The organism is Candidatus Peregrinibacteria bacterium (assembly GCA_030700255.1).
Classification (GTDB): domain Bacteria; phylum Patescibacteriota; class Gracilibacteria; order UBA1369; family JABINC01; genus JABINC01.
Genome location: JAUYJN010000009.1, coordinates 1 through 25,052 on the forward strand (window position 1 = coordinate 1; position 25,052 = coordinate 25,052).

At 38.9% G+C, this 25,052-nt stretch carries 18 protein-coding genes, 2 tRNA genes and 1 pseudogene; 11 read left to right on the forward strand and 10 right to left on the reverse strand.

The genetic code is table 11. The features are described 5' to 3' along the window. Positions 1-596 precede the first annotated feature (596 nt). A tRNA-Gln gene (locus tag Q8P68_01245) sits at positions 597-670 on the reverse strand. Between the two features lie 210 nt (positions 671-880). Between Q8P68_01245 and Q8P68_01250 the strand changes: the two genes are divergently transcribed. From Q8P68_01250 to typA, 4 genes are all read left to right on the forward strand, one after another. Then, on the forward strand, positions 881-1,417 hold the full coding sequence (locus tag Q8P68_01250; GenBank protein ID MDP4007797.1) for a class I SAM-dependent methyltransferase: 537 nt from the start codon (positions 881-883) through the stop codon (positions 1,415-1,417). A gap of 77 nt (positions 1,418-1,494) precedes the next feature. Next, entirely contained in the window at positions 1,495-2,127 is a 633-nt protein-coding gene (locus Q8P68_01255) for an NAD(P)H-dependent oxidoreductase (GenBank protein MDP4007798.1), read from the forward strand. 62 nt (positions 2,128-2,189) lie between these two features. Further along, entirely contained in the window at positions 2,190-4,037 is a 1,848-nt protein-coding gene (locus Q8P68_01260) for a DEAD/DEAH box helicase (protein MDP4007799.1), read from the forward strand. Positions 4,038-4,101: 64 nt separating this feature from the next. Continuing rightward, positions 4,102-5,898: a translational GTPase TypA gene (typA, locus tag Q8P68_01265; protein MDP4007800.1), complete on the forward strand. Its 1,797-nt coding sequence runs from the start codon at positions 4,102-4,104 to the stop codon at positions 5,896-5,898. Here the strand turns inward: typA and Q8P68_01270 are convergent. The 3 genes and pseudogenes from Q8P68_01270 to Q8P68_01280 all read right to left on the reverse strand — a co-directional run bounded on the left by Q8P68_01270 (position 5,887) and on the right by Q8P68_01280 (position 7,898). Beyond that, entirely contained in the window at positions 5,887-6,831 is a 945-nt protein-coding gene (locus tag Q8P68_01270) for a 1-acyl-sn-glycerol-3-phosphate acyltransferase (protein MDP4007801.1), read from the reverse strand. The two genes, typA and Q8P68_01270, sit on opposite strands and share 12 nt — an antisense overlap. 22 nt (positions 6,832-6,853) lie before the next feature. Next, a complete protein-coding gene (locus Q8P68_01275; protein ID MDP4007802.1) occupies positions 6,854-7,537 on the reverse strand; it encodes an HAD family phosphatase in 684 nt (227 codons plus the stop codon). Between the two features lie 259 nt (positions 7,538-7,796). Next, positions 7,797-7,898 (reverse strand): annotated as a pseudogene (locus Q8P68_01280) (HNH endonuclease). Positions 7,899-8,108: 210 nt separating this feature from the next. On the opposite strand from Q8P68_01280, the gene Q8P68_01285 reads away from it, so the two are divergent. After that, positions 8,109-9,074 carry a hypothetical protein gene (locus Q8P68_01285; protein ID MDP4007803.1) on the forward strand — a complete coding sequence of 322 codons (966 nt, stop codon included), beginning with the start codon at positions 8,109-8,111 and terminating at the stop codon, positions 9,072-9,074. Between the two features lie 34 nt (positions 9,075-9,108). After that, positions 9,109-9,843 (forward strand): hypothetical protein, encoded by a 735-nt coding sequence (locus tag Q8P68_01290; protein ID MDP4007804.1) that lies wholly within the window; start codon positions 9,109-9,111, stop codon positions 9,841-9,843. An 88-nt stretch (positions 9,844-9,931) separates the two neighbouring features. Here Q8P68_01290 and Q8P68_01295 read toward each other — a convergent pair. Continuing rightward, positions 9,932-10,005: transfer RNA gene (locus Q8P68_01295), tRNA-Gln, on the reverse strand. A gap of 22 nt (positions 10,006-10,027) precedes the next feature. Further along, positions 10,028-10,942 carry a hypothetical protein gene (locus tag Q8P68_01300; protein MDP4007805.1) on the reverse strand — a complete coding sequence of 305 codons (915 nt, stop codon included), beginning with the start codon at positions 10,940-10,942 and terminating at the stop codon, positions 10,028-10,030. 79 nt (positions 10,943-11,021) lie between these two features. Here Q8P68_01300 and Q8P68_01305 point away from each other — a divergent pair, with 79 nt between their 5' ends. The 4 genes from Q8P68_01305 to Q8P68_01320 all read left to right on the forward strand — a co-directional run bounded on the left by Q8P68_01305 (position 11,022) and on the right by Q8P68_01320 (position 18,317). Continuing rightward, entirely contained in the window at positions 11,022-12,587 is a 1,566-nt protein-coding gene (locus tag Q8P68_01305) for an ABC transporter substrate-binding protein (GenBank protein ID MDP4007806.1), read from the forward strand. A 132-nt stretch (positions 12,588-12,719) separates the two neighbouring features. Then, positions 12,720-14,429 (forward strand): SpoIIE family protein phosphatase, encoded by a 1,710-nt coding sequence (locus Q8P68_01310; GenBank protein MDP4007807.1) that lies wholly within the window; start codon positions 12,720-12,722, stop codon positions 14,427-14,429. Positions 14,430-14,856: 427 nt separating this feature from the next. Next, complete coding sequence (gene amrB, locus Q8P68_01315; GenBank protein MDP4007808.1) at positions 14,857-15,657, forward strand: AmmeMemoRadiSam system protein B; 801 nt, start codon at positions 14,857-14,859, stop codon at positions 15,655-15,657. An 80-nt stretch (positions 15,658-15,737) separates the two neighbouring features. Then, positions 15,738-18,317, forward strand: coding sequence for a beta-propeller domain-containing protein (locus tag Q8P68_01320; protein MDP4007809.1), 2,580 nt, complete (start codon positions 15,738-15,740; stop codon positions 18,315-18,317). A 72-nt stretch (positions 18,318-18,389) separates the two neighbouring features. Here the strand turns inward: Q8P68_01320 and Q8P68_01325 are convergent, their stop codons facing one another. The 3 genes from Q8P68_01325 to Q8P68_01335 all read right to left on the reverse strand — a co-directional run bounded on the left by Q8P68_01325 (position 18,390) and on the right by Q8P68_01335 (position 22,405). Further along, the gene (locus Q8P68_01325; protein ID MDP4007810.1) at positions 18,390-20,093 is read right to left on the reverse strand and encodes an S-layer homology domain-containing protein; all 1,704 of its coding nucleotides are present in this window, start codon (positions 20,091-20,093) and stop codon (positions 18,390-18,392) included. A 135-nt stretch (positions 20,094-20,228) separates the two neighbouring features. Then, positions 20,229-21,389 carry a CARDB domain-containing protein gene (locus Q8P68_01330; protein MDP4007811.1) on the reverse strand — a complete coding sequence of 387 codons (1,161 nt, stop codon included), beginning with the start codon at positions 21,387-21,389 and terminating at the stop codon, positions 20,229-20,231. 80 nt (positions 21,390-21,469) lie between these two features. Beyond that, complete coding sequence (locus Q8P68_01335) at positions 21,470-22,405, reverse strand: EamA family transporter (GenBank protein MDP4007812.1); 936 nt, start codon at positions 22,403-22,405, stop codon at positions 21,470-21,472. 178 nt (positions 22,406-22,583) lie between these two features. Between Q8P68_01335 and Q8P68_01340 the strand changes: the two genes are divergently transcribed. Beyond that, positions 22,584-24,341: an ABC transporter ATP-binding protein gene (locus tag Q8P68_01340; GenBank protein ID MDP4007813.1), complete on the forward strand. Its 1,758-nt coding sequence runs from the start codon at positions 22,584-22,586 to the stop codon at positions 24,339-24,341. A 2-nt stretch (positions 24,342-24,343) separates the two neighbouring features. Here the strand turns inward: Q8P68_01340 and clpP are convergent, their stop codons facing one another. Next, positions 24,344-24,973, reverse strand: a complete 630-nt coding sequence (gene clpP / locus Q8P68_01345; GenBank protein ID MDP4007814.1) for an ATP-dependent Clp endopeptidase proteolytic subunit ClpP — start codon at positions 24,971-24,973, stop codon at positions 24,344-24,346. Positions 24,974-25,052: the final 79 nt, after the last annotated feature.

Sequence of the window (25,052 nt, forward strand, 5' to 3'; positions counted from 1 at the left end):
GACTATTTTATGAGAGAAATGTGTCTGGGAGTGTTTTTTTTAGCAAGGCATAAAAACCAAATTGTACGGATTATTGTACAATCCCTCCTTCCGGGAAGAGTTTTTGTACAAGATAACGTACAAAATCTGTGCACGTGCACACTTCCACATGATCAAAATTCATTAAATTTGTTTTCGTACGTTTGGATTTTTTAGATTTCAGCATCTACACGCCCTCAAACATACTTTTGATTGCCAAATTTGTTTAAAGAACCGGTTCTCACGAGCCAATTATTTCAAAGCAACTTTTTGACAAGGTGCAGCGGGTAATGGAGCAACGAGGCAAACCACGAAAAGCAAAAGTAAAATTGGCTTTTGCTTTTCGTGGAACATTCAATTGCGGTGAGTGCGGCCGTTCGATCACAGCCGAAAAGAAAATCAAGAAGTCAGGCCGCACTTACACTTATTACCGCTGCACCAAAAAAAATGTTATTTGCCATCAAAAATATCTGGAAGAACAACCACTAATTGCGCAAATCAATGAGCTTTTTCAAAAAGTGGCTTGCCACCTAAAAATTCCATACCAAAAATCCGCGAAAAAATCGCAATATCCTGATTGGCTGGGGATGAGGGATTCGAACCCCCGATCACTGGACCAAAACCAGCTGCCTTACCACTTGGCTAATCCCCAGCATAAAAGTGCTCACAAACTGAGCGTGATAAATTTAGTGAATTTGTATGTGAAAATCAATGAGAAGTGTGCCCGGGCACACTTTTTTTGTACAGGATTGTGTACAAAATCTACCGTCGTGAGCAGAAAACGTACAAAATCTACTGCCAAATTATATAATATTGTGTATATTTGTGTGGATTCGATTTGAAAAAACATAAATAAATGTAAATGATAATAAAACTAATCGTAATAATTATATATTTTATTGTGATTTTGGCTGTTTTTGTGCCGCTTTTTGTAGCGGGGCTTTCGCTTGCGCCATGGGTGCCGGCGCCGGTGGATGTGCCGGATAGAGTGAACAAACTTGCGAAGTTGAAGCCAGGTCAGGTTTTTTATGAAATAGGATGTGGGGATGCGAGAGTTTGTCATTATATAGCGTCCAAAAATCCAAAAGCAAAAGTGATTGGGATTGAGATGGCGCGGACTATGTATTTGTGGAGTCGATTTAAATGTTTTTTGAAGCCGCTTAAAAATCTGACGATTATTCATGCAAATGCGCTCAAAGTGGATCTCAGTGATGCGGATATTGTTTATTTTTATATGGTGGAGCCTGCCATAAACAACAAACTCAAACCAAAACTTTTGAAAGATTTGAAAAAAGGAGCGAGGATAATTTCGTACGCATGCAGGATACTCGAATGGAAAGGAAAGAAGATGTCGGAGCCTGGTAAATCAAGTAAGGCTGTACATGTTTATACGGTGTAATTCTTGGGATTTTCCTATTTGGTTTATCTGGGGAAAGTCGCTATATTTGATTTGTAAAACATAAACACAATATATATATGGACATTATCGATGCACTAAATTGGAGATATGCGGTCAAACAATTTGACTCGACCAAAAAAATACCGGAAGCGGAATTAGAAAAATTACTCGAAGCACTTAGGCTTTCACCTTCTTCGTATGGGCTTCAGCCTTGGAAGTTTCTTGTTATAGAAAATCAAGAGTTAAAAGAGAAACTTAAATCACATTCATATAATCAATCTCAAGTGGCGGATTGTTCGCACTTGGTTGTGCTTTGCCGTGTAAATGATATCAATGAGGCTTATATAGAGAAATATATAAAATCTATCGCAGAGACTAGGGGGCAAAATGTAGAAGAATTAGATGGTTACAAAGGTATGATGGTCGGCGCTCTGCTCGGTCATGAAAAACCATGCTTCCTTCGTAATTGGGCAAATAAGCAAGTATATATAGCTCTTGGCAACTTGCTTACGAGCGCCGCCCTAATGAATATCGACGCATGCCCTATGGAAGGCTTCATGCCGGCTGAATACGATGAAGTACTTGGCCTCAAAGAAAAAGGTCTATCATCCGTGGTGGTTTGCTCGATTGGCTTTAGGAGCCCTGAAGATGAATATGCGAAAGCAAAAAAAGTTAGATTTTCAACTGATGAAATGATAGAAAGGCTCTAAATATTGTTTACCATTGCTTTTTTGGATTTTTATGTTATTTTATAAGTCAAATAACAAACGAAATGAGTACATTTAAAGACCTGGGATTGAATCCTATGATACTGCAAGCATTGGATGAGCTTGGATTTGCAGTCCCAACACCTATACAAAGTAAGGCGATTCCACATTTAATTAATTCAGATAATGATCTGATAGCTTTGGCGCAAACCGGCACCGGTAAGACAGCCGCATTTTCGCTACCTATCGTTCAGCAATTGGATATGGCTGATAGTTCGGTGCAAGCATTGATCCTTTGCCCAACTAGAGAGCTCGCTATACAGATCGCCAGTGATATTAAAACTTTTGTAAAATACTCAAAAGGAGTTTCGGTAGTCCCTGTATTTGGTGGAGAGAGTGTTGATAAACAAATTCGAAGCCTTAAGCAAAGACCTCAAATCGTTGTTGGTACTCCGGGTCGTGTAAATGATATGATTAGAAGACGTATATTAAAGGTGGAGTCACTTAAGTGGCTCGTATTGGATGAGGCTGATGAGATGTTAAATATGGGTTTCAAAGAAGAATTGGATCAGATCTTGGAAACTATGCCGGAAGGTAAACAGGCACTGCTTTTTTCTGCGACTATGAATAATCAAATACGTAGAATAGCTAGCAATTACATGAGAAAACCTGAGGAAATAACAATAGGAGAAAAAAACACCGGAACAGCAAATGTTGCGCATTTTTATTATGTAGTTCATGAAAAAGATCGTTATCAAGCGCTTAGGCGTATTGCAGACTTGAATCCTGATATTCATGCGCTTGTTTTTTGTAGAACTAGGAGAGAAACACAGCAAGTTGCAGATAAATTGATTCAAGATCATTATTCCGCTGAAGCGATTCATGGAGATATTTCTCAAGATCAGAGAAACCATGTTATGAACAGATTCCGTGAAAAGAAAATTCAGCTCCTTGTTGCGACAGATGTTGCTGCGAGAGGTATTGATGTAAGTGGTATTACTCATGTGATCAATTACAACCTTCCTGATGGTGACGAAGCGTACGTTCATCGCAGCGGCCGTACCGGCCGCGCTCATAACCTTGGGATTTCTTTGGTTATTGTAAACATGCGTGAGAAATACAAGATACGAGATTTAGAAAGAAAAATCGGTAGATCTTTTGAAAAAGGTAAAATCCCTACAGGTGAAGATGTTTGTGAAAGACAGTTATTTAGCTTGATAGATAAACTTTGCAAGGTTGAAGTCGATGAAAGCCAGATTGATAAATACACGGATGTAATAAATAAAAAATTCGAACATTTGGATCGTGAAGCATTGATAAAGAAATTTGTTTCCGTTGAGTTCAATAGATTCTTGGAGCATTACAAAGGTTCAGCTGATTTGAATTCAAATGCGATTGAAGGTCAATCAAGACAACTTGATAAACCATCTATCTTATTTGCACGTTTTCAGATAAATGTAGGTCGTAATGTAGGTTTGACTGTGAAGGACTTGTTGGAATTTATAAATTCGGAGCCGGACCTCAAAAAAGCTGATATAGGAAATATAGAATTGAAAAATCAATTTGCATTATTTGAAGTAGATGAAAAATATAAAGATATGGTTATCCACTGTTTCAATGACGCTGAGATAGCTGGTGTTCGTGTGAAAATCTCATGTGAAGCCACTGGAGTTTATTCTTCTCGCGAAGTAAGTGGTGGAGGCGGAGGTCGAGGAGGCCGTGGCGGAAGTGGAGGTTACAGAGGTGGAGGCGGAGGAGGCTACAAAGGCGGAGGTCGTGGTGGTGATAATCGAGGCCGAGGCGGAAGCGGTGGCTACAGAGGTAGCAGTGGAGGCCGAGGCGGTGATAGTCGAGGCGGTCGAGGGGGTGAAAACCGAGGCAGCGGCAGCCAAACAAAACGAAAGCGTTTCTGATCTATTGTTTAATCCAATCAGCTACGCTAAACTCGCGTGGATTTTATTTTAAATAAACTTTTTTATGGATATATATAATGTTGCAATTGTGGCCCATGTGGATCACGGGAAAACGACTCTAGTAGATGCGTTGCTAAAAGCTAGTGAGAGTTTTGATGTTCACAGAGGTATTGAAGAGAGGGCGATGGATAGTAACGATCAAGAAAAAGAGCGTGGAATCACGATTTATGCGAAAAATGCAGCAATTACATACAAAGGACATAAATTAAATATCGTAGATACTCCCGGCCATGCGGATTTCGGTTCAGAAGTAGAACGTGTTCTGCGAACTGTAGATGCGGTGATATTGGTTGTAGATGCTTTTGAAGGACCTATGCCACAAACCAAGTTTGTACTCAAGAAGTCTCTTGAGCTTGGCCACAAAGTTCTAGTTGTTATAAACAAAATCGACAAACCAATGGCTCGCCCGGATGAAGTTGTAGACCTAACATTTGATCTATTTGCAACACTCGGTGCTACAGATGCACAGCTGGATTTCCCTTATATATATGCGATCGCAAAACAAGGAATTGCACTCAAAAAACTTGATGATGAACGCAAAGATATAACTCCATTGATTGATTTTATTCTTGAAAACGTAAAACCGGCAGAATCTAATATAGATGCGACTTTCCGTATGCAGCCGGTAACTTTGAAATACGATAACTTCCTAGGAAGAATCGCAATCGGACGTGTGTACGAAGGAGTCCTAAAAGTGAACGAACAAATTACAATTATAAAAGCAGATGGTTCAAAATACACAGGCCGAGCTTCAAAACTTTTTGCATTCGAAGGAATGGAAAAATACGAAATCGAAGAAGCGATAGCTGGGGATATGATAGCAATTGCCGGACTTCCTGAGATTTATGTAGGAGAAACAATCACAACAGACCCGAACGCAGAGCCACTTCCGGCGATCAAAGTTGATCCACCATCCCTAGCAATTGAATTCATGGTAAATGATTCTCCTTTCGCAGGCAGAGAAGGTAAATTTGTGACTAGCAGACATATCAAAGATCGTCTCGAAAAAGAACTCGAAACAAACGTAGGTTTACAGATCGAACCTGTAGCAAATAGCGATGCTATCAAAGTATATGGTCGTGGAGAGATGCATATTGCAGTATTGATTGAATCTATGAGACGTGAAGGTTTTGAGCTACAAATTTCTCAGCCGGAAGTAATCATGCAAGAAATTGACGGACAAAGATGCGAACCTATAGAAATGGCAGTTATCAATGTGCCGGATGCTATGGCAGGTGCTGTTATAGAAGCTCTCAGCAAAAGAAGAGGGATTATGCAAAACATGAAATCAGAAAATGGAAATACGATGCTCGAATTCGAAGTCCCAACACGTGGACTTCTCGGGTTCCGCGGAGTTTTCCTACTTATCACAAGAGGTGAGGGGACTCTTTATCATTCATTTGATCGTTTCGCTCCACACATGGGTGTTATAGAAAAACGCCAAGTCGGTTCTATGATCTCCGGTGAAACAGGCCCAACTATGGCATATTCACTTTGGAAACTCCAAGAACGTGGCCCACTTTTTGTCGGCCCGGCAACTCAAATTTATGAAGGTATGGTTATCGGCGAACATAATCAAGGTACTGACCTGGTCGTAAACGCCCTAAAAAACAAGAAACTCACAAACGTCCGCTCAAGCGGCGCAGACGAAGCTCTCAACCTAACACCTATCAACCCGATGACTCTCGAAAAAGCTATCGAATACATCAAAGACGACGAATACGTTGAAATCACTCCACAAAGCATCAGACTCCGAAAGAGATTCTTAAAGGAACATGAAAGAAAAAAATCAGGTAAGTAAAGTTCGCTTTTCACGAATCATTTGATTTTTCCTCATCCATAATTCAATGAGTTTTTCTTGAAAATATTCTAGATCAGGAGTTTCTCCAAACAGATCTTCTCTGCTGATTTCTTGTACATCGAAATGTAAATTCCCTCCGAACGCATGAGTAACAGTAGGTTCGACAATTGTACAATCAAAGAATCTTACATCAGTTTCTGCGGCTTGTCCGAAATCCCAAAGACCACCACTATGTGGAAAGCATGTTTCGGTCAGCCACTCCGGTATATTAAGATCAGGTTTCCTTACACTCCATTTCTCTTGAGCTTTTTTGATTCTAGATGGGTATGGCCTATGGGCGTCCGGGAATATAATCCCACTACTGCCTTCTGTCAGAGCCTCTTTCGCTAGGGTGCGTATTATTTGCGATGAAGCCTCTCTGTCACCTTTTCCCCTTGGGATAAAAACTCCTTTACCGGTTCTTTGCATAAGGTCTCCAAGAAAATATCTGATTATAGGGTTTTTTATAATATCATCCTTTCCAATTGCAAAAGTATTGTATGCAAAATTTTGACTCATGAAGCATGACCATACCCAAATAGTTGTAAGGGTAGGGTGGTTACATATATATATAATTTTATCTTTTTGTGAATCAACTTCCGGTAGATCTTCATTGTGTGTAATGGTTCGACCTAAGTTATCAGACGCTAGGGCACTCATCAATTCGAAAAAATCACGCTCAAATCCCCTGAAGACTTCTTTGTTATTTGGAGATTCCCTTTCAAGACGTTTTGCGACCTCCTTAAACTCCAATAACTCACCAACGGCCCGTCTTATGACATCAAGCCAATTTATATATTCAAACATTGGTGGTCTCTTGATTAGACCTTCCTCCGATGATTGCGGTTCAGATGATAACTGCATATTTGTAAATACAAGATTTACAAATATCATAAATAACTTATGGAATCAATTGTTATGTTTGAGTGCCTAGAATCATCATTTGATTATCGAACGTGCGTTCTAATTCATCATAACTTGAAATAATCAGATCTGCTTTATTCAACTGCTCCCTTGTATTTGTGTTGTTTTTAATTGCGACACAAAAAAGCCCCGCACCCTTTGCGGAAGTGATGCCGGTTTCAGTATCTTCAAATGCCACGCCATATTCTGCGGTTATACCAAGTTGTTTGAGTGCTTTTTTATAAGGGTAGGGGTGCGGTTTTTGAAATTCCACGGTGTCTTCGTAACCGATGCAAAATTGGAAAAAATCTCTCAGACCGAGAATCGACAATGAATTTTCAAGCGTATGATGTGACGCCCCGCTGACGATGACGCATGGCACTTCATGAGCTTTCGCCTGTTGTAAGAGCATGACCAGTCCGGGTGTGGCATCCAGTTCCTTTCGCGCAATCGTATCATAGTATTCGTGTTTTTTTCTATACAACTCATTCTCATTGCAGGCAATACCTTGTTCTCTCAAAACCTGATCCGGCCTCTTATACTCAACGACGCATTCATCGAAATACAGCTGTTTTGAAAAATCAAAATCGTATAGTTCCTTGCACACTTTCTCATACGCCTTTTGATGCAACATTGTACTGTCATACATGGTTCCATCGGCATCAAAGAGCAGTGCTTTGAAAGATTTCTTTTTCATGTCACGCAGTATAGCATATGAGATTGAATCATCTAACCATTTTCAGATAGCACTCTTTGCATAGGATTATCCAATCAATACATGGTTTTATGTTCAAACCATTGATACATTGAATAGCTTCTTTTTGACTTTTGAATATACGAAAATGAATACCCTCATCTATATACACGTTCTTAAGATGATAGATAATGTTACTCTTAAGAGTAACATTATCAGTATTTTTCACTTTTTTTACAGAACAAGGGGGTATAAATGTAACCGCCTTCTCATGGAGTGCATTCAGACACAATCCATTTCTTGGATTAGTTCGAATGTCTTCGCGTTTACTCCATGGAATTATATGGCTTGCAATAAGTAGTTCGCTCGCCTTCGGTGTGATCCCACCTCCAGTACCTAACTGGATATACTGAGCCGTTTTTCGTTGTTTCCCAGACCTTTTTATGCTATCTTATTTCTCCAAAAAACAACCCTCGCTATTCGAAAAATGGTGGAGCTTTAGAAAACAAAACTGGACAAATTGAGGATTTCCTTTAGAATGAAGTCTCATTTTAATAGATTGAATTGATTATATATGAAATTTTTAGATAACCTTCTAGACTGGTTGGACCCACCCAGCCCTAAAACTGGCAAAAAAAGTCTGTCGCCACCCGCCCTAAACGTAGAGGTTATTGCAAACTTTAGATCAAAATATACCGATATTTTCAAAGTTTTTGAGAATGGGGGGGGGCAAGTAGTTGACGCTGAAGTTGTCAGAGCTATGGCATCAATTAATGCCCTCGATGGGCGGCTTTTGAAGAGCACTGAAGAGCTAAAGGAAAGATGTTTCCCGAAGATATACGAAAAGATTGTCACGGCATTGAAAGTTATTGAAAAGACTGAGGCTGATATCATACGGAATAGGAAAGAAATGAAAATAAGCTCTTATGCTGACTACAAAAAAAGTTATCTCACTATAATAGACATGGAGAAAGAACGTGTGGTTCTTTTGCGAAAATTAATACTCTACTTCGCTTCAAACATATATGCGCTCGATGCGGTTCACAAAGAAGCTACACGAATGCAAGGGCTGATGAAAGAGAAAAGAACGCAAGTGGATGACCGAATGCGAGGTAAACACACTCTTCTGGCAGCTATAGAAAGGTCCAGAAAGCTTGACGAAGAGGCTTTTAAAATAGTGGCGTATGCAAGGTCTTTAGAATCTGAGATGGATGCTATAGCCCCAGAACTCATAGGGATAATTAATGCTCTTTCAGCACAGATCACAGAGACACTTGATTTCAATGAAATATTTTACAGCAGAGTCGATGAACTTGATGAAGTGGCTGACTTGGTTAATATTTTGGAGGCTAACGCCGAAGATGTTACAATAATAAAATTAATTGGGGGCAAGATAGCTGGATTGTTGAAAGGTGTGGAGGGAACAACTGAATTAGAAAAAATAGATCACTTAGTTATTGCAGGCGGAAAAAAAATAACAAAGAAGGTTGTTGACTCCCATGTAAAAAAAGTAAAAAGTATTGTCGAGCCTGATCAGTAAGTTCGATAGCATATTCACATAACAATTATCAACTATGGTAAAAGGACCCGATGGCAAAGAGTATGTTGAAGTACTTGTTCCGGTAGATACGGAAGAAGGCCAAGTTGCGCTTGCAGAGCAGGAGTTACGAGAAAAACTCGCTAATGTTGAGCGAGAAATAAAAATAAACGACCTTGAAACCAAGGCTGGTTGCGCAGGTATGCTTGGAGGCTTTTACGCTAAATCTTTGGAGAAGACTTACCCGACTCCGGATCCAGGGGAGGCGAACAAAGCGAAAAAGAGAGCTGCCGTAGCGCAAGATTTAGGCTGTCTTCTTTTTTTGTACTCTACTATTATAGGTCATACTCTTTGGTTTCGAAAGAGAAAGCTTGAGAAGGAAATTGCAGGTGAAAGGACGGAACTTATAACGAAAGATGAAGCGGATGCGATCATCGGAACCACCAGGGATCTCATTGCGCAGTTTGCGCAAGAAGGGGGCTCTTCTTCCATTGGTGAGCGATTTGACAATACAATAGAGGGGGTCGGTAGGAAAAGAGGAGTTGAAAAAATGTTGCCGGAAGATGAGATAAAGGCGGATATAGAGCTCCTTAGATACAGGGTGAAGATGGCTTTATTCGCTGCAGGTATCGCAAGCGCCGCTCTTATTGGTTTGATCCTCACGAGCCTTTTAAGTTCGTGTAATAGTTACGGAGACGATCAAGGTGATGAAGATGTGGAGCTATATGAAAATATAAATTCCGAGGATGAGAATTATGCAAATCGACAGTGAAAATTTACCAAAAAATTCGCAATTGGCCAAAATTTATACAACTACCATAAGCGGGGTTGGAAGACTGGTTTTTCTTATTTTTCCGAGTTGGCTGGGGCGGAGGGATTCGAACCCCCGATACCGGTACCAGAAACCGGTGCCTTACCACTTGGCGACGCCCCAACATTTTTGTAGCGAGGGCATTCTACTTATTTCCTATGATTTCAGCAACCAATTTGTCGTTTTGGAAATCACTGTACCAAGCAATCAGCTTGTTGGCATAGGCCTTTGCTTCAGTTGCATCGCCGAGCAAGTTTAGAGTTTTCATCATCAGGTAATTTGCAGGGATAGAGGAGGGTTGTTTCGCAAGTATGAAGTCCAGTTGAGTTTTGGCATCCGATAATTTGCCGAGTTCTATATTTGTGATTGCTAGGTTGATTCGAATATTTATATTTTCAGGTGAAATCTGAACCATCCTTGTATTGTATGTGAGTGCAGTTTTTAAATCTTTAAATTCATTTCCATATTCACCCATATATATTAGCGCTAGAGCATTGTTTGCTTCAAAATTATTTGGTTCGAGCTTGATTGCATTATTCAAAGCGATAATTGCTTTTTTTACATTAATATATTCTCCAAGAAGAGCTATTTTAGCTTCTGCAACATTAAAAAAAACACTCTTAGGTGAGTTATTCTGTATTATTCTGTAAGTTCTTGTTGCATTCGTTGAATCATGAAGTGCTTCATAAGCCAGTGCGAGATTCATAAATATAGTTGTGGAATTTTGTTCTTCAAAACCTCCAAGTGCTAGAGCTTCGTTATATAATGCGACTGCATTTTCAAAATCCCCATTGTTGTATGCTCTAACAGCTTTTTCAGCGCGGACCTTTGCATTACTTTTAGTATCTTCTTCGCTCCAAGTTGATTTCAATTGAGCGATTTTTGCATAGTCGGCATCAGTTAAAACAAATACTTGTTCGGTTGGATTGCCGTCTGCATCAAAAACGCTTGTATGTAGACTATCAGTGGAAATTATGTTTGCAGTTAGTATACTCAGCCAGCCGATGGATAATATTCCGACAATGTACTTGAAACCTTTATGATATTTAATATGATGCATGTGTCTTCTAAATTACTTCGTCTAATATATTACTTGAGGAGTGATTGCAAAAGCAACCTTTCTCTGGAATAATCACGTTATGAAATCAAAACTTGAATACATGTCGCACAAAACATCTCAAGGTATATTCGTTGGTTTCCTTTCACTATTTGTTTTTATAGTTGTCACTGTCGGCGTAAATTTTTTTACGCAAGGAGCGGTTCTTGAGTACTTAGCGAAGTTTGATAAAAACAGCGTGGCAATCGACACAAATCTAAAATCTTTTTCAGTTGGTATGGCGGCCCCGGTGACCTCGCTTGACCCTTTGAATTTCGAATTTCAAAACAGACTTATTTTGAACAATTCATACGAAGGCTTGGTTGCACTTGATTCGAGTTTGCAGGTCAAGCAAGCTCTTGCTGTAACATTCGGACAGGTAGATGAAACGACTTGGGAATTTCGAATTCGTGAAGGTGTAAAATTCCACAATGGTTCAGAGCTCTCAGCAAATGACGTTATTCAAAGTTTCCGTAGCGCTATGGAGGACAGTTCATCGCAACTTAAATCAATACTTGCAAATATAGATGATATCACTGCAGGTGGAGGGAAAATTCAGATCAAGACAAAGAAGCCGGATCCAACTTTTATCAACAAACTTGCTACAGTTTATATTTATAAGGATTTTGATAATGGTGAGAGATATGGGACCGGCCCATACGTATTATCGCAGGAAAAAAAACCTTCAAATACTTTTGATGGGAGTAGAGTATTGCTTGAGAGATTTGATGATTATTGGGGTAGGGAGCCGAGCGTTAGCGAGGCTACTTTTGTTTATGTTCAGAATAAAGATGAACGTATGAAATTGTTTAAAGATGGAAAGATCGATGTTTTGAGAAATGTCCCATATAATTTATTGGAAAGTATAAAAAAGATGGATGCTGTCATTATGGAGCAGCCAAGTCTTGAGGTGACTTTTCTTGGATTCGGATTTAAATCTACCGAAGTTTTTAAGGATCCAAGTGTTGTGAATATGATTATAAAATCCATCAATCGTGATGAGCTAATTAATGCTTTTGGATCGGCGGTACATACGGCAAACCAATTTGTTTCAAATGGAGTTGTTGGTTATGTGCCGGGGCTTACAAGTGAGGATATTGAAGAAGAAATTCCTGCGAATTTCACATTGCCTGAAAATACAGATCTTACATTGGATTTTGCAAATGGTCAGAATGAAATTGCAAAGCGTATTCAGAGTAATATGAAAAAACTTGGATTTAATATTACTCTAAATCAGGTTGGCGGTGAGGAATTTATAAATATGTTACATAGTGGTAAATCAGATATGTATTTGCTTGGTTGGAAATCTGAATTCGGAGATGCTATAGATTTTTATAAAGTTATGGCGCATTCAAGAGAAGGTCATCTTGGCGAATTCAATGCCGGTAATTATTCGAATCCTGAAGTAGATGAACTTATAGCGGAGTCCGATAATACGTGGAATCCACTAGAGCGTGTGAAAATTCTACAAAAAATAATGAAGATAATTCTCATAGATAATCCACTTGGTATGCCAATACTTGAAACAGAAATAATTTATGCCGTCAAAAAAGGCATAAACTTCGTCCCACGCATCGACGGCTACATCTACTTAAATGAGCTTAGGTAGTTAAAGCATTGCGAGTCCAAAATGACACTCTTACGCATATTGTCAAGCCGTAGATGGTCTGTTGGGGGGGTAGAGCCTTAATAAATTGGCGTTTTTCTGCTAAAATAGTATGAATAATTATACATTTTTCAGATGGATAAAACGCAAGAAAAACAGGAGGCGGAGATGATAGAAGATATAGCCGAGCAGGTTGCTGAGGTTGTACCGATGGATGATGCTGATAGCGGTGATTTTAAGATTCATTACTCAATTCGTTCGAAGTTGATTGCTGTGGTTAGTATTCTTGTAATTATACTGATGGTTTCGACCGCTGGATTTTTGCTAAATCAGAAGAAAAAAGAGCTTACTCGTGATATCTATGTGAATTCTAGGAGTTTTGCAGAATTGACGGCCGATGACATTACGAGTGTGTATGAGACATACTTAGCTGAAAATGGGTTTATTCAATTCAATAGAATAATTCAGAGCTTATTTAGAAAATCGGAAGATGTTTCACGTATTACGCTTGTGCGTTTCAATGGAGAGGTTTTGTATGATTCTGAAACTGATAAATTACAGCAGTATAGTGGTGAGATGAGATCTGTTTCCGGCGATAATCAGCTTTTAGAACGAGTGCAGGCACCTTTTCCTTCTATAAATGTAGCCGGGGTTGGTCGCATCGTTTATTTAGAGAAAGATCCGCTTGGGCAGACATTTGAGGTAAATCTAAATGGTAAAAAAATAGAGCCGATTATTGATACGGATAGAGTTGCTACAATAGTTCATCCTGTAGCTCAAAAATACGCGGTACTTTATCAAGTGAGTTATGATCAGCTAGACCAACGCATAGCAAAAACTATGCGACAAATTGGGTTACTTCTAGCCGGAGCGATTGCATTTGGTGTACTGCTTGCTATAGCTATAGGCGCGAAGATAGCAAATCCTATTCGTGGACTTACCGCTGGGGCTGCAGAGATAGCACAGGGGCATTTTGATTATCGTGTAGATATTCATTCAAAAGATGAACTTGGACTTTTATCAAATTCATTTAATCAAATGGCACGGGATTTGAAAGAAAGTACAAAGGCTTTGATCTATAAGGAGAGAGTCGCAAAGGAACTTGAGATCGCAAAAGAAATTCAAGAGTCGATAATCCCAAAGAATATTCCGGTTATAGATGGGCTTGATATATCTGCCAGCGTTGAGCCGGCGGCTGAGATAGGGGGGGATTGTTATGATTTCATAAAGATTGATGATACAAATACGGTTATATATTTGGGAGATGTGACAGGGCATGGAGTCCCTGCGGGACTCCTCGTATCCGTTGCAAATGCACTAATTTATGCATTTAGAAGCCTTGGTAATATTTTTGATATCTTGGTTAATGTGAATGCGATTTTGCAAGCAAAATCGCAACCTAACATGTTTATCACTATGGCGATGCTCAATTGGAATCAAGCTCTGCAAAAAATGGAATACATATCTGCCGGACATGAGAAAATTCTTCATTACAATGCGGCTTCATCGCAAGTAACCGAGCTTGATAGTGGCGGAATCGCACTTGGTATGATTCCGGATTGCTCTAAATTGTTGAAAAAAACTCCTATCAATATGGTCGCCGGGGACATGATTGTTTTATACAGCGATGGTATTCCGGAGGCATGGGGTGCAAAAAAACAACAATACGGAATGGGCAGATTTAGAAGGGTTCTGCTGGATGCGGTCAAAGGTCATGCACAAGTTGTAGGTACGGCAGTTACAGCACAAACTATAAGGGAGGATATATTAAAAGACCTCCACGAATTCATGGGTGCAACCCCACAAGCCGATGACATTACCATCATGGTCATAAAAAAACTTTAAGAAGATATTAAAAAAAATCTCTTAGCTTTTTAATAATTTTTTAAGTTTGAAGTGTAATATCCCACTTATGGAAAAAGAATTGGAGAGATAGGAATAGGCGTTTGAAATTCTTACCTTGTGCTATTGAGTTAATGATCTATTCTAATATCGAACCAAATGTAAAATTTAATCCTAAAGCATTTGGGGAGAAATTATACAGATTCGCTGGCGTTACTCCGTACAATGAAATTTTTTACGTTCAAGTAAGGGAGAATGTAAAAAATAAGCAAAAGAACCTTGTGTCTATATTTCCAGAACAAAAATAGTCCTCCGGCCAAGTGTGGTATATGAACCACAGCAGAAGGACTGAATATATACTAATAAAATTCGTCTGGAAAATCAAATAAATAAATAATATCCTCTGTTGGAATTATAATAATTTTACAAAATGCTCAATTCTGCTTTTATCTGTCCGCACGCTCCAGTGATGATACCTTCTATTGGCTCAAAAGGTGGTATTCAAGGTATGCAACAAACGATCAATCATGTGCTTGCAAATTGCATTGAAATTGCGAAGTCTGAACCGGACATCGTTGTGATTATGAGTCAGCGCGCTTACATAGTGCCAAATGCTATCTCAGTTCAATTGCCGGAAGAAGAAGAGCTCTTTGGATCTATGGCGGATTTTGGCGAGGAGGATTGCGTTGGCGTGAAATCTGATAATGATCTTGGTATGAGAATTTTAAATACAGCACATCAAGAAGATTTAAAAGTGCTTGGTCAAAACAACAACAGTCTTGATTATGGGATGGTGATACCTTTGTATTATCTTCAAAAAGCTTGCCAAAAGAAATTCAAAGTCGTGGCTCTTGCAATGTCGCTCGAATCAAAGAAAAATCATTTTGAATTTGGAAAAGTACTTAGTAGCGTGTTTGCGGAATCAAAAGAAAATATAGTATTTATAGCGGCGAGTGAACTTTCTCACACGGTAACAAAAGAAGCTTTGCAGGGCTACATGCCGGATGCCAAAGATTTCGATGCCCATGCCGTAAAATATCTTAAAGCAGGAATGGTAGAAAATTTCTTACTTATGGATTCATTTGATGAAGATGAATTCTTCTGTCATGGGTTACGGCCTATCGCGACGTTGCTCGGCGCAATAGACCGCTCCCACTTAAAACTTAATGACATTTCATACGAAGCTCCATACGGAGTAGGGTACTTAACTGCACTTTACAATCCGGGGTAATATGGCGCAAACGTGTAACCAAAAGGCTTTACACGCATTATAACTAATGAGGGAATTTTTTTATTATCTAATTTATTCAAATGAAAAAGATGCTCAAATGGCTATCAATACCATTTATTATTTTATTGATTTCAACTCAGGTGGTATATGCCGATCAAACACCTGCAAGTGGTGACAAGCTTTTTATGGATGTGTCATCAAATGACCCAAGTAAAGATGGTATCACCTACCTAAAAGAGCACGGAGTGTTGCATGGGTACAGTGATGGTACGTTCAAATCAACTAGCAAAATAAATCGTGCAGAATTTATAAAAATCGTAATCGCCTCACTTGATGGTTTTAATCCAGGTCAAGAAAATGGCAAAAATTGTTTCTCTGACGTGAAAGATGAATGGTTTGCAGAGTATGTATGTTATGCAAAAGAGAATGGAATTATTAGCGGATATAGTGATGGCACATTTCGTCCTGCAAATAACATAAACTTTGCAGAGGCGAGTAAGATCATGGTGAATGCATTTGATATGGATGTGGCTAACGTAAGCGGCAGTGATCCATGGTATAGAGCTTTCGTAGAACCACTTGCTGCAAATAATGCAATACCAGAGTCAATTTCAGATTTTGATAAATTCATTGCACGTGGAGAAATGGCAGAAGTGGTATATAGGATAAAAGATGAGGTGAAAGAAAAAAACTCGCTCGATTATTTTGATTTAGAGGCAATACCTGTAAGTGGTCAGTCCTGTGCGGCGCTTGGTAAGTTGTTCGAGGGGTCGAAAAACGCATATTATTATGGTGATGTCGCAGAGGAAGCTGTAATGGATTTCTCCGATGACTCATCGGTTACTGCAGCGCCTCAGGCGGTATCAAACAGGCAAGAATCTGGTTCCTCAGATGAATATTCAGAGACCAATGTGCAAGTACAAGGCGTAGATGAAGCAGACATTGTAAAAAATGATGGTGAATATATCTATATGGTTTCACAAAAAGATATTCGAATTGTGAAGGCGTATCCAGCAGATCAGATGTCAGAGATTTCGAAAGTTACATTGGATAATGAAAACTTTAATCCGTCAGAAATTTATGTCGATGGTGACACATTAGTTGTAATTGGTAGTGAATGGTCTTACCGGGCATATGATGGGGGGCCGGCGAGACTTATGTGGTACCCTGAATTTCATAGCAATCGGACGATTGTATTGATCTATAACATTAGTGATCGTACAAATCCACGAATAACTCGTAAGCTCACATTTGATGGTAGTGCGTCACATTCTCGCAGAGTAGACGATACTATGTACCTTGTTTTAAATAAATCAATATACGCGTATTATAACATGCCAGAAACAGTCGAAGCAGAGGGGCTTCTGCCACGTTTTAGTGACTCAAAAGAAGCAGGTACAGAGAAGTTTCTTACAGAATGTGAAGACATTATGTATTTCCCACGTACGCAGGATTTGAACTACGTGATGGCTGTGGCAATTCCCCTCAAGAGTAATCAGGAGATAACGACAGAAGTGATGCTTGGAAATAGTGAAAATATATATGCATCTCAGGATAACCTTTATATAGCATCTACAAATTACAATAGTGGAAGTTATTATTACGATTGGAGTAACGCAAAAACAATGGTCTACAAATATGCATTGGCTCCAAATAATATAGAATATAAATCACGAGGCAAGGTTCCAGGGACAATTCTCAACCAGTTTAGCATGGATGAATCAAAAGGTTTCTTCCGTATAGCAACGACCAAAGGGGATATGTGGGGGGAAGGTGGGAATATTTCAAAAAATAATCTTTATGTATTGAATGCCGATATGAATATAGTAGGTGACATAGAAGATATAGCTCCAGGTGAAAAAATCTATTCTACCAGATTCATGGGGGACCGTGGGTATATGGTTACTTTCAAGAATGTAGATCCATTGTTCGCATTTGACCTTTCTGATCCTTACAATCCAAAAATTTTAGGAAAACTAAAAATCCCAGGATACAGTGATTACCTTCACCCATATGATGAAAATCATATTATTGGATTCGGTAAGGATGCAGTTGAAGTAACTGGAGAGGATAAGCTTCGTAGGGGTGATAATTTCGCATGGTACCAAGGTATGAAAATTGCTTTATTTGATGTGACTGATCCAGCTAACCCAACGCAGATGTTTACAGAGCTCATAGGGGATCGAGGGACTCAAAGCGATGTGTTGTATGACCACAAGGCACTTCTCTTCGACAAAGAAAAGAATCTCCTCGCATTCCCAGTGCAAGTGGCAGAAGTACCAGGTGGGCAAACCTCAGCAAATCCAGACGCATATGGTACGACGGTTTTCGATGGTGCATATGTATATAGTTTGGACCTTGAGAATGGATTTAAGCTCCGAGGTAAAATCAGTCATTATTCAGACGATGATGAGGCTTATTTGAAGCAAGGTTCATATTGGTATGGTGATGCTCTCAAGGACATCAAACGTATCCTCTATATAGGCGCAAATCTCTACACAGTTGCAGATGGAGGTATCAAGGCAAGTGACATCAATACAATCATAGAAAAAAACTACCTAGAACTAACCCCATCATTCGAATACGACGATCAGATATATAATGAAGATGGAGTGGAGCCAGTAACTCCAGGCGGAGTAATTCGCAATTTGTTTCGGTAAGCGATTAATCATCTAATACAAAAAGCCCCGCCGTAGGCGGGGCTTTTTATTATAAAAACATTTTGTTTATTCTTACTGAGTCTCATCAATCCATCCTTCAAGCTCATTTGTATCAAGATCTTCTATTTCTCCAAATATATCATCTACAACCTCTTCTTCAAGAGCAGATTCTCCTAGTAGTTCAGCTGCGATTGTCATCATCTTTGCAACCTCTGCACGGTTGGTCTCTGCATTAGGACGGAATGTTCCATCGTCAAATCCTTTTACTATACCAAGCTTAAATGCTTTGCGGATAAATTTATCTTTTGTATCTGGGAATGCGTCAGGAAGACCTGCTTCTGCAGTAGGGTCAACCCCATACGCACGAAGGATCGCTTCGATTACTTCTGCTCTCAGAGCTGGACGATCTGGATTATCTACTGCTGGAAGAAGATTAAAATCCTCTGCATGTTTAAGATAAAACTTAGCCCAGTGTTTTTTGTATTTTGCTCTAAGCTGATTTTCACTTACATCGCTATCTACCTCATGTTCAGCAGATTCTGAAACAACCTTTGCAGTTTCTGCGATAGTTACTGGGTTTGCACCACCAAAAGTTCCATCAGCATAACCTGTAAATACACCTCTATCAAAAAGTCCGCTTAAGTATTTTGTATACCATAGGCCATCATCATTTGTATCGATGTCTTCATATAGAGATGCTCCAATTCTAAATTGCATCTGCGCATTGTTACCATCGGATTCGTTTTTATTGAGTGCACGCATATTATCAACTATCATGCTTTTTTCCGCTCTGTAACCAGTACCTTTTACAAAAACTTTTTGATCGATGAATTTAGAATAATCCTTGTCTTGCAAATCAAGTTTTACAAACATTTCCCCATGTTGATTTACCAATATGTTGTATCCGTCTTTTGATTTGAAAATCCCACGAAGTGTAACTACTTTACCATTTAAAGTAGCATCTGATTGTTTATCTATTTTTACAGGATTCACATGTGTGAATCCAACTCTTCGCTCTAATTCTTCAACATCATCGTCAGACTTGTGAAGAAGTGCACGTTTTCTTAAGTCATTTTTTAGAGCCTCCATATCAGATGGACTAACTGGGCCTTCTTCTTTTAGCTTTTCTGCGAGCTCTCTTTTGAGTAAACCTCTTAGATTGTCATCTGCCTCATCATGATTTGAATTTATTAGCATTGGCATTATTCTCTTCTTGAAATCATGCCTTACTTCTCTGTGATCACCATCAGAATCATATAGAGTAGGGGTCACGTCATCTTCGAAATCAGAAGGAGGTCTAGAAAGAACCTCTCCTTCTGGGAGGTCGTCAGCATTCATATATACTTCCATTATAGAATCGTCGACATGTGAATCTTCACCATCCCCAGTGTCATCACCATCATCATTTGAGTCATCATTGGCAGCCAAAGCATCTAGTATGAGTTGGAGGTTATCACATGTGCCACCGGCAACATTTGCCATAACTTCAACAAAAAAGTTACCTTCGTCTCCGATATTAACTAAATCGTTGTTGGTCATGTATCTATTAACTGATGTACGCCAAGTGGCTCTGTCCGATGAATTTAGAAATTCGAACTTGTGAGTATCTCCATCACACTGTTCGAGCATGATATAGAATTCTCCGGTGTCACCTTCATCTACGAAGTTTGTTATGTGACCAAAGTAGCTATAGCTATTGCTTGCAAAAGCGTGCACGGCAAAAGTACCTATAGACAGCGCTCCTACTAGCATCGCAACAAGAAGTTTTTTCCTCATAAAATATGGGGTTAAGTAATATACGAAATAATTATGATTCAATCATCGTATTATATAATGCCCTATATTTAAAAATGTTACAAAAAAACAGCGTATAAGTTTGTAGCCTAGACGCTGTTTTGTGGTTTTAAGTCTTTATTTTACCAGTGCAGTCAGACAGTTATTGTTCTCATTTTTTTCTTGTACTTTGTTACTTTCATCTATACATACTTTTACTTGATGAGCACCTATAGTTTCATATATTGGTAATACAGATTCACCACCTTTGCTTAAGAAACTTAAATCAGAGAAATTAGTCCACATTGAAGGTTTTTTCGCTTTACCTTCTAAGTAAAAAGTTATTGCTCCTGCAGTGCTTTGATTATTGTAATCCGATCCCTTGTTTACAACTCTTGCATATATAACATTATCATCACCCTTGTAGACTTCTTCAATTACGAAATCTGGTTTATTCTGAGGTTGATTCATTGTTGGCATTTCCATATTCCTTCTTCTATACTTAACTACTCCATCGTTTTGGACTTTCCCAGTTCTCACATAACGAGAAGGATTTACATCACTTACTGTACGTGTTAGGCAGTTATTTTCTTTGCTTACTTCTGCTATTACATCGCGTGTACTTGTACATGCCGTAACCGTATGTTCTCCGTTTCGAAGTTTGTTTGGAATTATAGTATCTGTAGCTCCTGGATTCAAAAATTGTTTATTCATAGATGAGTAATTGTAAGTCCAACGTAAATTACCATCTACATATATGTTAACATTACCGTTAAAATCAGAGACTCGACCTTTTCCGATATTTCCATGTTCAACAATTAAATTTCCATTAAAAGGATTAAGTTCAATGTTTGTAACTGCTAGATCAGGAAGCTCACCAGTAGTGATAGAGCCTTCATTCCCTTCGACCATGTTCATTTGAACTTCAAGACAATTATTAGCTTCGTCTGTTTCACTTACATTATCACGTGCATCTATACATACTTTCACATTCCCATTTCCTTTTGGGATTTGTGAAGTGATGATGGAGCTTCCATCTGCATTTAGGAATCCAGTTTCTTTTAAATATTTCCAGTTATAAGTCCAAGCTACTTTTCCATCTACGTATACATATACAAATCCATCACTGTTCGCGTCTATCGCATCAGAACTCTCATTTGCAAGTTGAAAAGTAACTCGTGATTGATCATCCATAGATACGTTTTTTACTGTAAGGTCAGGTAGTATTTGAGCTACTGTTGTGCTTGCTAGTACGATTATACCAGCTAATACTGCTACAGCTTTCTTGGTTATTTTCATTGGAAATAAAGTTAAGAAAAATTCTTCTAAGATGCTAAAGCTACAGTATTTCTCGAAAAAGTCAAGCCCTATAGTATTGGCTATCCGAAAGCGCTTATGAGGAAGCAGCCTGCGAATATAATGATTGAGCCGATAATCCTAAATTTGCTAAATTTTTCCTTGAGGAGGAAGTGTCCAAATAGAACACCTATAATCACTGAGAATTGCCGTAGGGATACGATGTAGGCGAGCGGAGCGAGCAGGAATGCCATAAGTGTCATGAAATACCCTGGGAAGTCGAATATGGAAGCTAAAATTATGTTTTTACGATTGTTTATCCATTCGTATTTAATTGAATCGCGATACATATATATAATGATAGGCCATACGATTATTACATCGACAGTTAGCATTACCGAAAAAAGTGCGGGCCCAACTAGCAGCAAATCCGCCCCGGTAATTCCTTCGGGTGTAAATGCCTGGGTCAGAGTTTTATCTGTTACAGAAAATATTGCGGATAGGATACTTGTTCCGAATGCCAACATAATTGTAAGGCTTCGACATTGTCGAAAAGGTTCAAAAAAGCCTTTGAGCGTCATTGTATCCCTATGCATGATTACCCATGTGCCAAAGATGGTAAGGATAATCCCCAGGAGTCCTAAGATAGTTATTTCTTCATGCAAAACCAATACAGACCAAATCAGTACAAAAAGAGGCGCTAGCCGTGATAGAGGGTAAACTAGCGAAAGGTCACCTTTTATATATATTTTAGATTGAGTAAAAAAATAAAAGATATGCATAAGTATACTTGCCCCCAAAATACCCCAAGTAAGCGGCCCCACATTTCTCAGAATTTCAATTTCACTTACATCATTAAGCCAAAAATACACAAATATCGCCGGCACGGTCAAAATCACACCTCCAATCCAGTAGAGTAGGGTAAATGCATATTTATTGTAGCTCGTTTTATTAAACAAACTCTTGAATGCATGAAAAACCGCAGAGGTTAGCACGAGAACGATGGCAAGCGTGGTCATTTAAAGTGGCTTAAAGCCGGCTCATTATAGAGTCTTTATCACATGCTCCACAAGTCCGTATTTCTGAGCCTACCAGCTAGGTCCCGACATACGCCCACTCCTCAGTGAGTGATTACCAGGGAGTGGCTGGACAATGGTGTGGAAAAATGCTCTAATGTCTTTACGAAATTAAAACTTTATGGAAAATCATTACGGAAATCTTTTAAAAACTTCATGGAAGTACGCATATGGGTACCGCAAAAAAATGGTGCTTACGTACGTTATGTTCGTGATATCAAACTTCATATTTATGACTGCACCATATGTATTGTCACGTGTTTTGAATCAAATTCAAATCGGAGGAGATGGCATGATGATGAGAGTTACATGGTTGCTTTTGCTCTATGCGTCACTTGATTTTTGGTTTTGGTTATTCCACGGGCCGGCTCGAGTGATGGAGCGTACGGTTGCGTTTTATATAGTTAAAAATTTCAATGAAGATATGTTCGACATCATATCGAAATTACCTTTGAAATGGCACAAAGATCATCATTCCGGCAATACTATAAGTCGTATAAGGAAAGCATCTGATGCATTAAAAGAATTTACAAACAACAATTTTGATAATATAGCTACAATCGTGCGTGTATTCCTTTCACTCGGAGCTATCTTTTTCCTTTTGCCAAAATTTGGATTCCTGGCATTGGGTATTGGTGTTTCTATAGTTCTTATGATTTTTAAATTCGATAAATTTCTGGTGGCAACTTTGGATAAAACCAATGAAAAAACACATATATTTGAATCTACATTTTTTGATTATATAACAAACATCACGACAGTTATTACTTTAAGACTTGAGAAATTGGCAAAAAACGAAACCATAGGCAAAATTCAGAGTATTTTTCCGATTTGGCGTAAAAACATTCGTGTAAACGAAGTGAAATGGTTTGCGATGAATATGGGGCTGGCAGCTATGACATTTATCATTTTATTCACTTATATATATGAGCGTGTTTCAGCTGGTGAAGCGGTGATGGTGGGAAGTCTTATGGCGCTTTTTCAATATACCGAGCGATTTTCGGATACGTTTTATCGGCTTGGGTGGCAGTATGAACAACTTGTTTGGAGAAATACAGATATCAAAACAGTGAATGTGATTAAAAAGGCGTACGCAAAACTTAATAAGAAATTTTTGGAAAACTTCGAGCTTGGGGATTGGCACAAAATTCAAATTAAGAATTTGCATTTTAAGTATGAAGACCAAAAACATCTTAAACATACACTGAATGCTGTTAATGTGGATCTTGAGAAAGGTCTTAAAATCGCATTTGTCGGGGAGAGCGGGAGCGGGAAAAGTACGCTCATGACATTGATTCGTGGACTTGAGGAGGCGGGTAGGGTGATAGTTGATATAGATGGTAATAAATTTAATTCACTTAAAGTGATATCGGATACGGTGACGTTGATTCCGCAGGAGCCTGAGATTTTTGAGAATACGATAAAATACAATATAACCGCAGGGATTCATCATACGAATGAGGAGCTTGCGGAAGTATGCAGACTTGCTCGGTTTGATAGTGTTTTGCCGAGACTGCCAAAGGGTTTAAAAACGGATATAAAGGAAAAAGGTGTGAATTTATCCGGAGGCGAAAAACAAAGATTAGCATTGGCGCGTGGTATATTCGCCGCAAAGGAAAGTCAAATAATACTTATGGATGAGCCGACGAGCAGTGTGGATTCCAGGAACGAAATTCAAATTTACAAAAATTTATTCGAAGTTTTTGATGATAGGTGCATCATCGCATCCGTGCACCGTCTTAATTTACTCAAAATGTTCGATATTTTATATGTCTTTGAAAAAGGCAAACTTATAGAAAAAGGCGATTTTGGTACGCTCGTTAAAGCGGGTGGTTTATTTCAAAGCATGTGGCATTCATATGAGAAGAACAAAGCGTAAAACTACATTGTTTTAATCACATGATCGATGAGTCCGTATTTGAGGGCTTGTTCGGCACTCATATAGTTATCACGATCAGTGTCCTTTTCGACTTGTTCTTTTTTCTGACCTGAATGCTTCGCAAGAATTCCGTTTAGAATACCCTTAGTCTTTAGGATGTGTTCTGCATGAATACTAATATCTGAAGCTTGTCCTTCTGTTCCACCAAGTGGTTGGTGAATCATAACCTCTGCATGAGGTAGGCAGAATCTTTTACCTTTTGCACCACCGGTAAGAAGGATAGCTCCCATAGAAGCGGCCATACCTACACATACTGTAGAAACATCCGGTTTGATGTGTTGCATTGTATCATATATAGCAAGCCCTGCAGTCACATGGCCGCCCGGACTTTGTATATACATTATAATATCTTTTTTTGGATCTTCTTTTTCTAGGAAAAGAAGCTGCGCCACAATACTATTTGCAACATCTGAATCAATTCCTGAACCAAGGAAAATCACACGATCCTTTAATAAGCGAGAATATATATCGTATGCGCGCTCTCCATCATGTCGTTTTTCAATAACTGTCGGTACAAGTACTGTGTTCCTAACCGGCTTGTGCATACTTGTAAGTCCATGTGTGTTTCCCATATCTTGCATAGTTTTTATTTTTATGTGAAATATTTCCATTTCATTATACTGGAAAATTAGGAGCTTTGAGATGTATTCT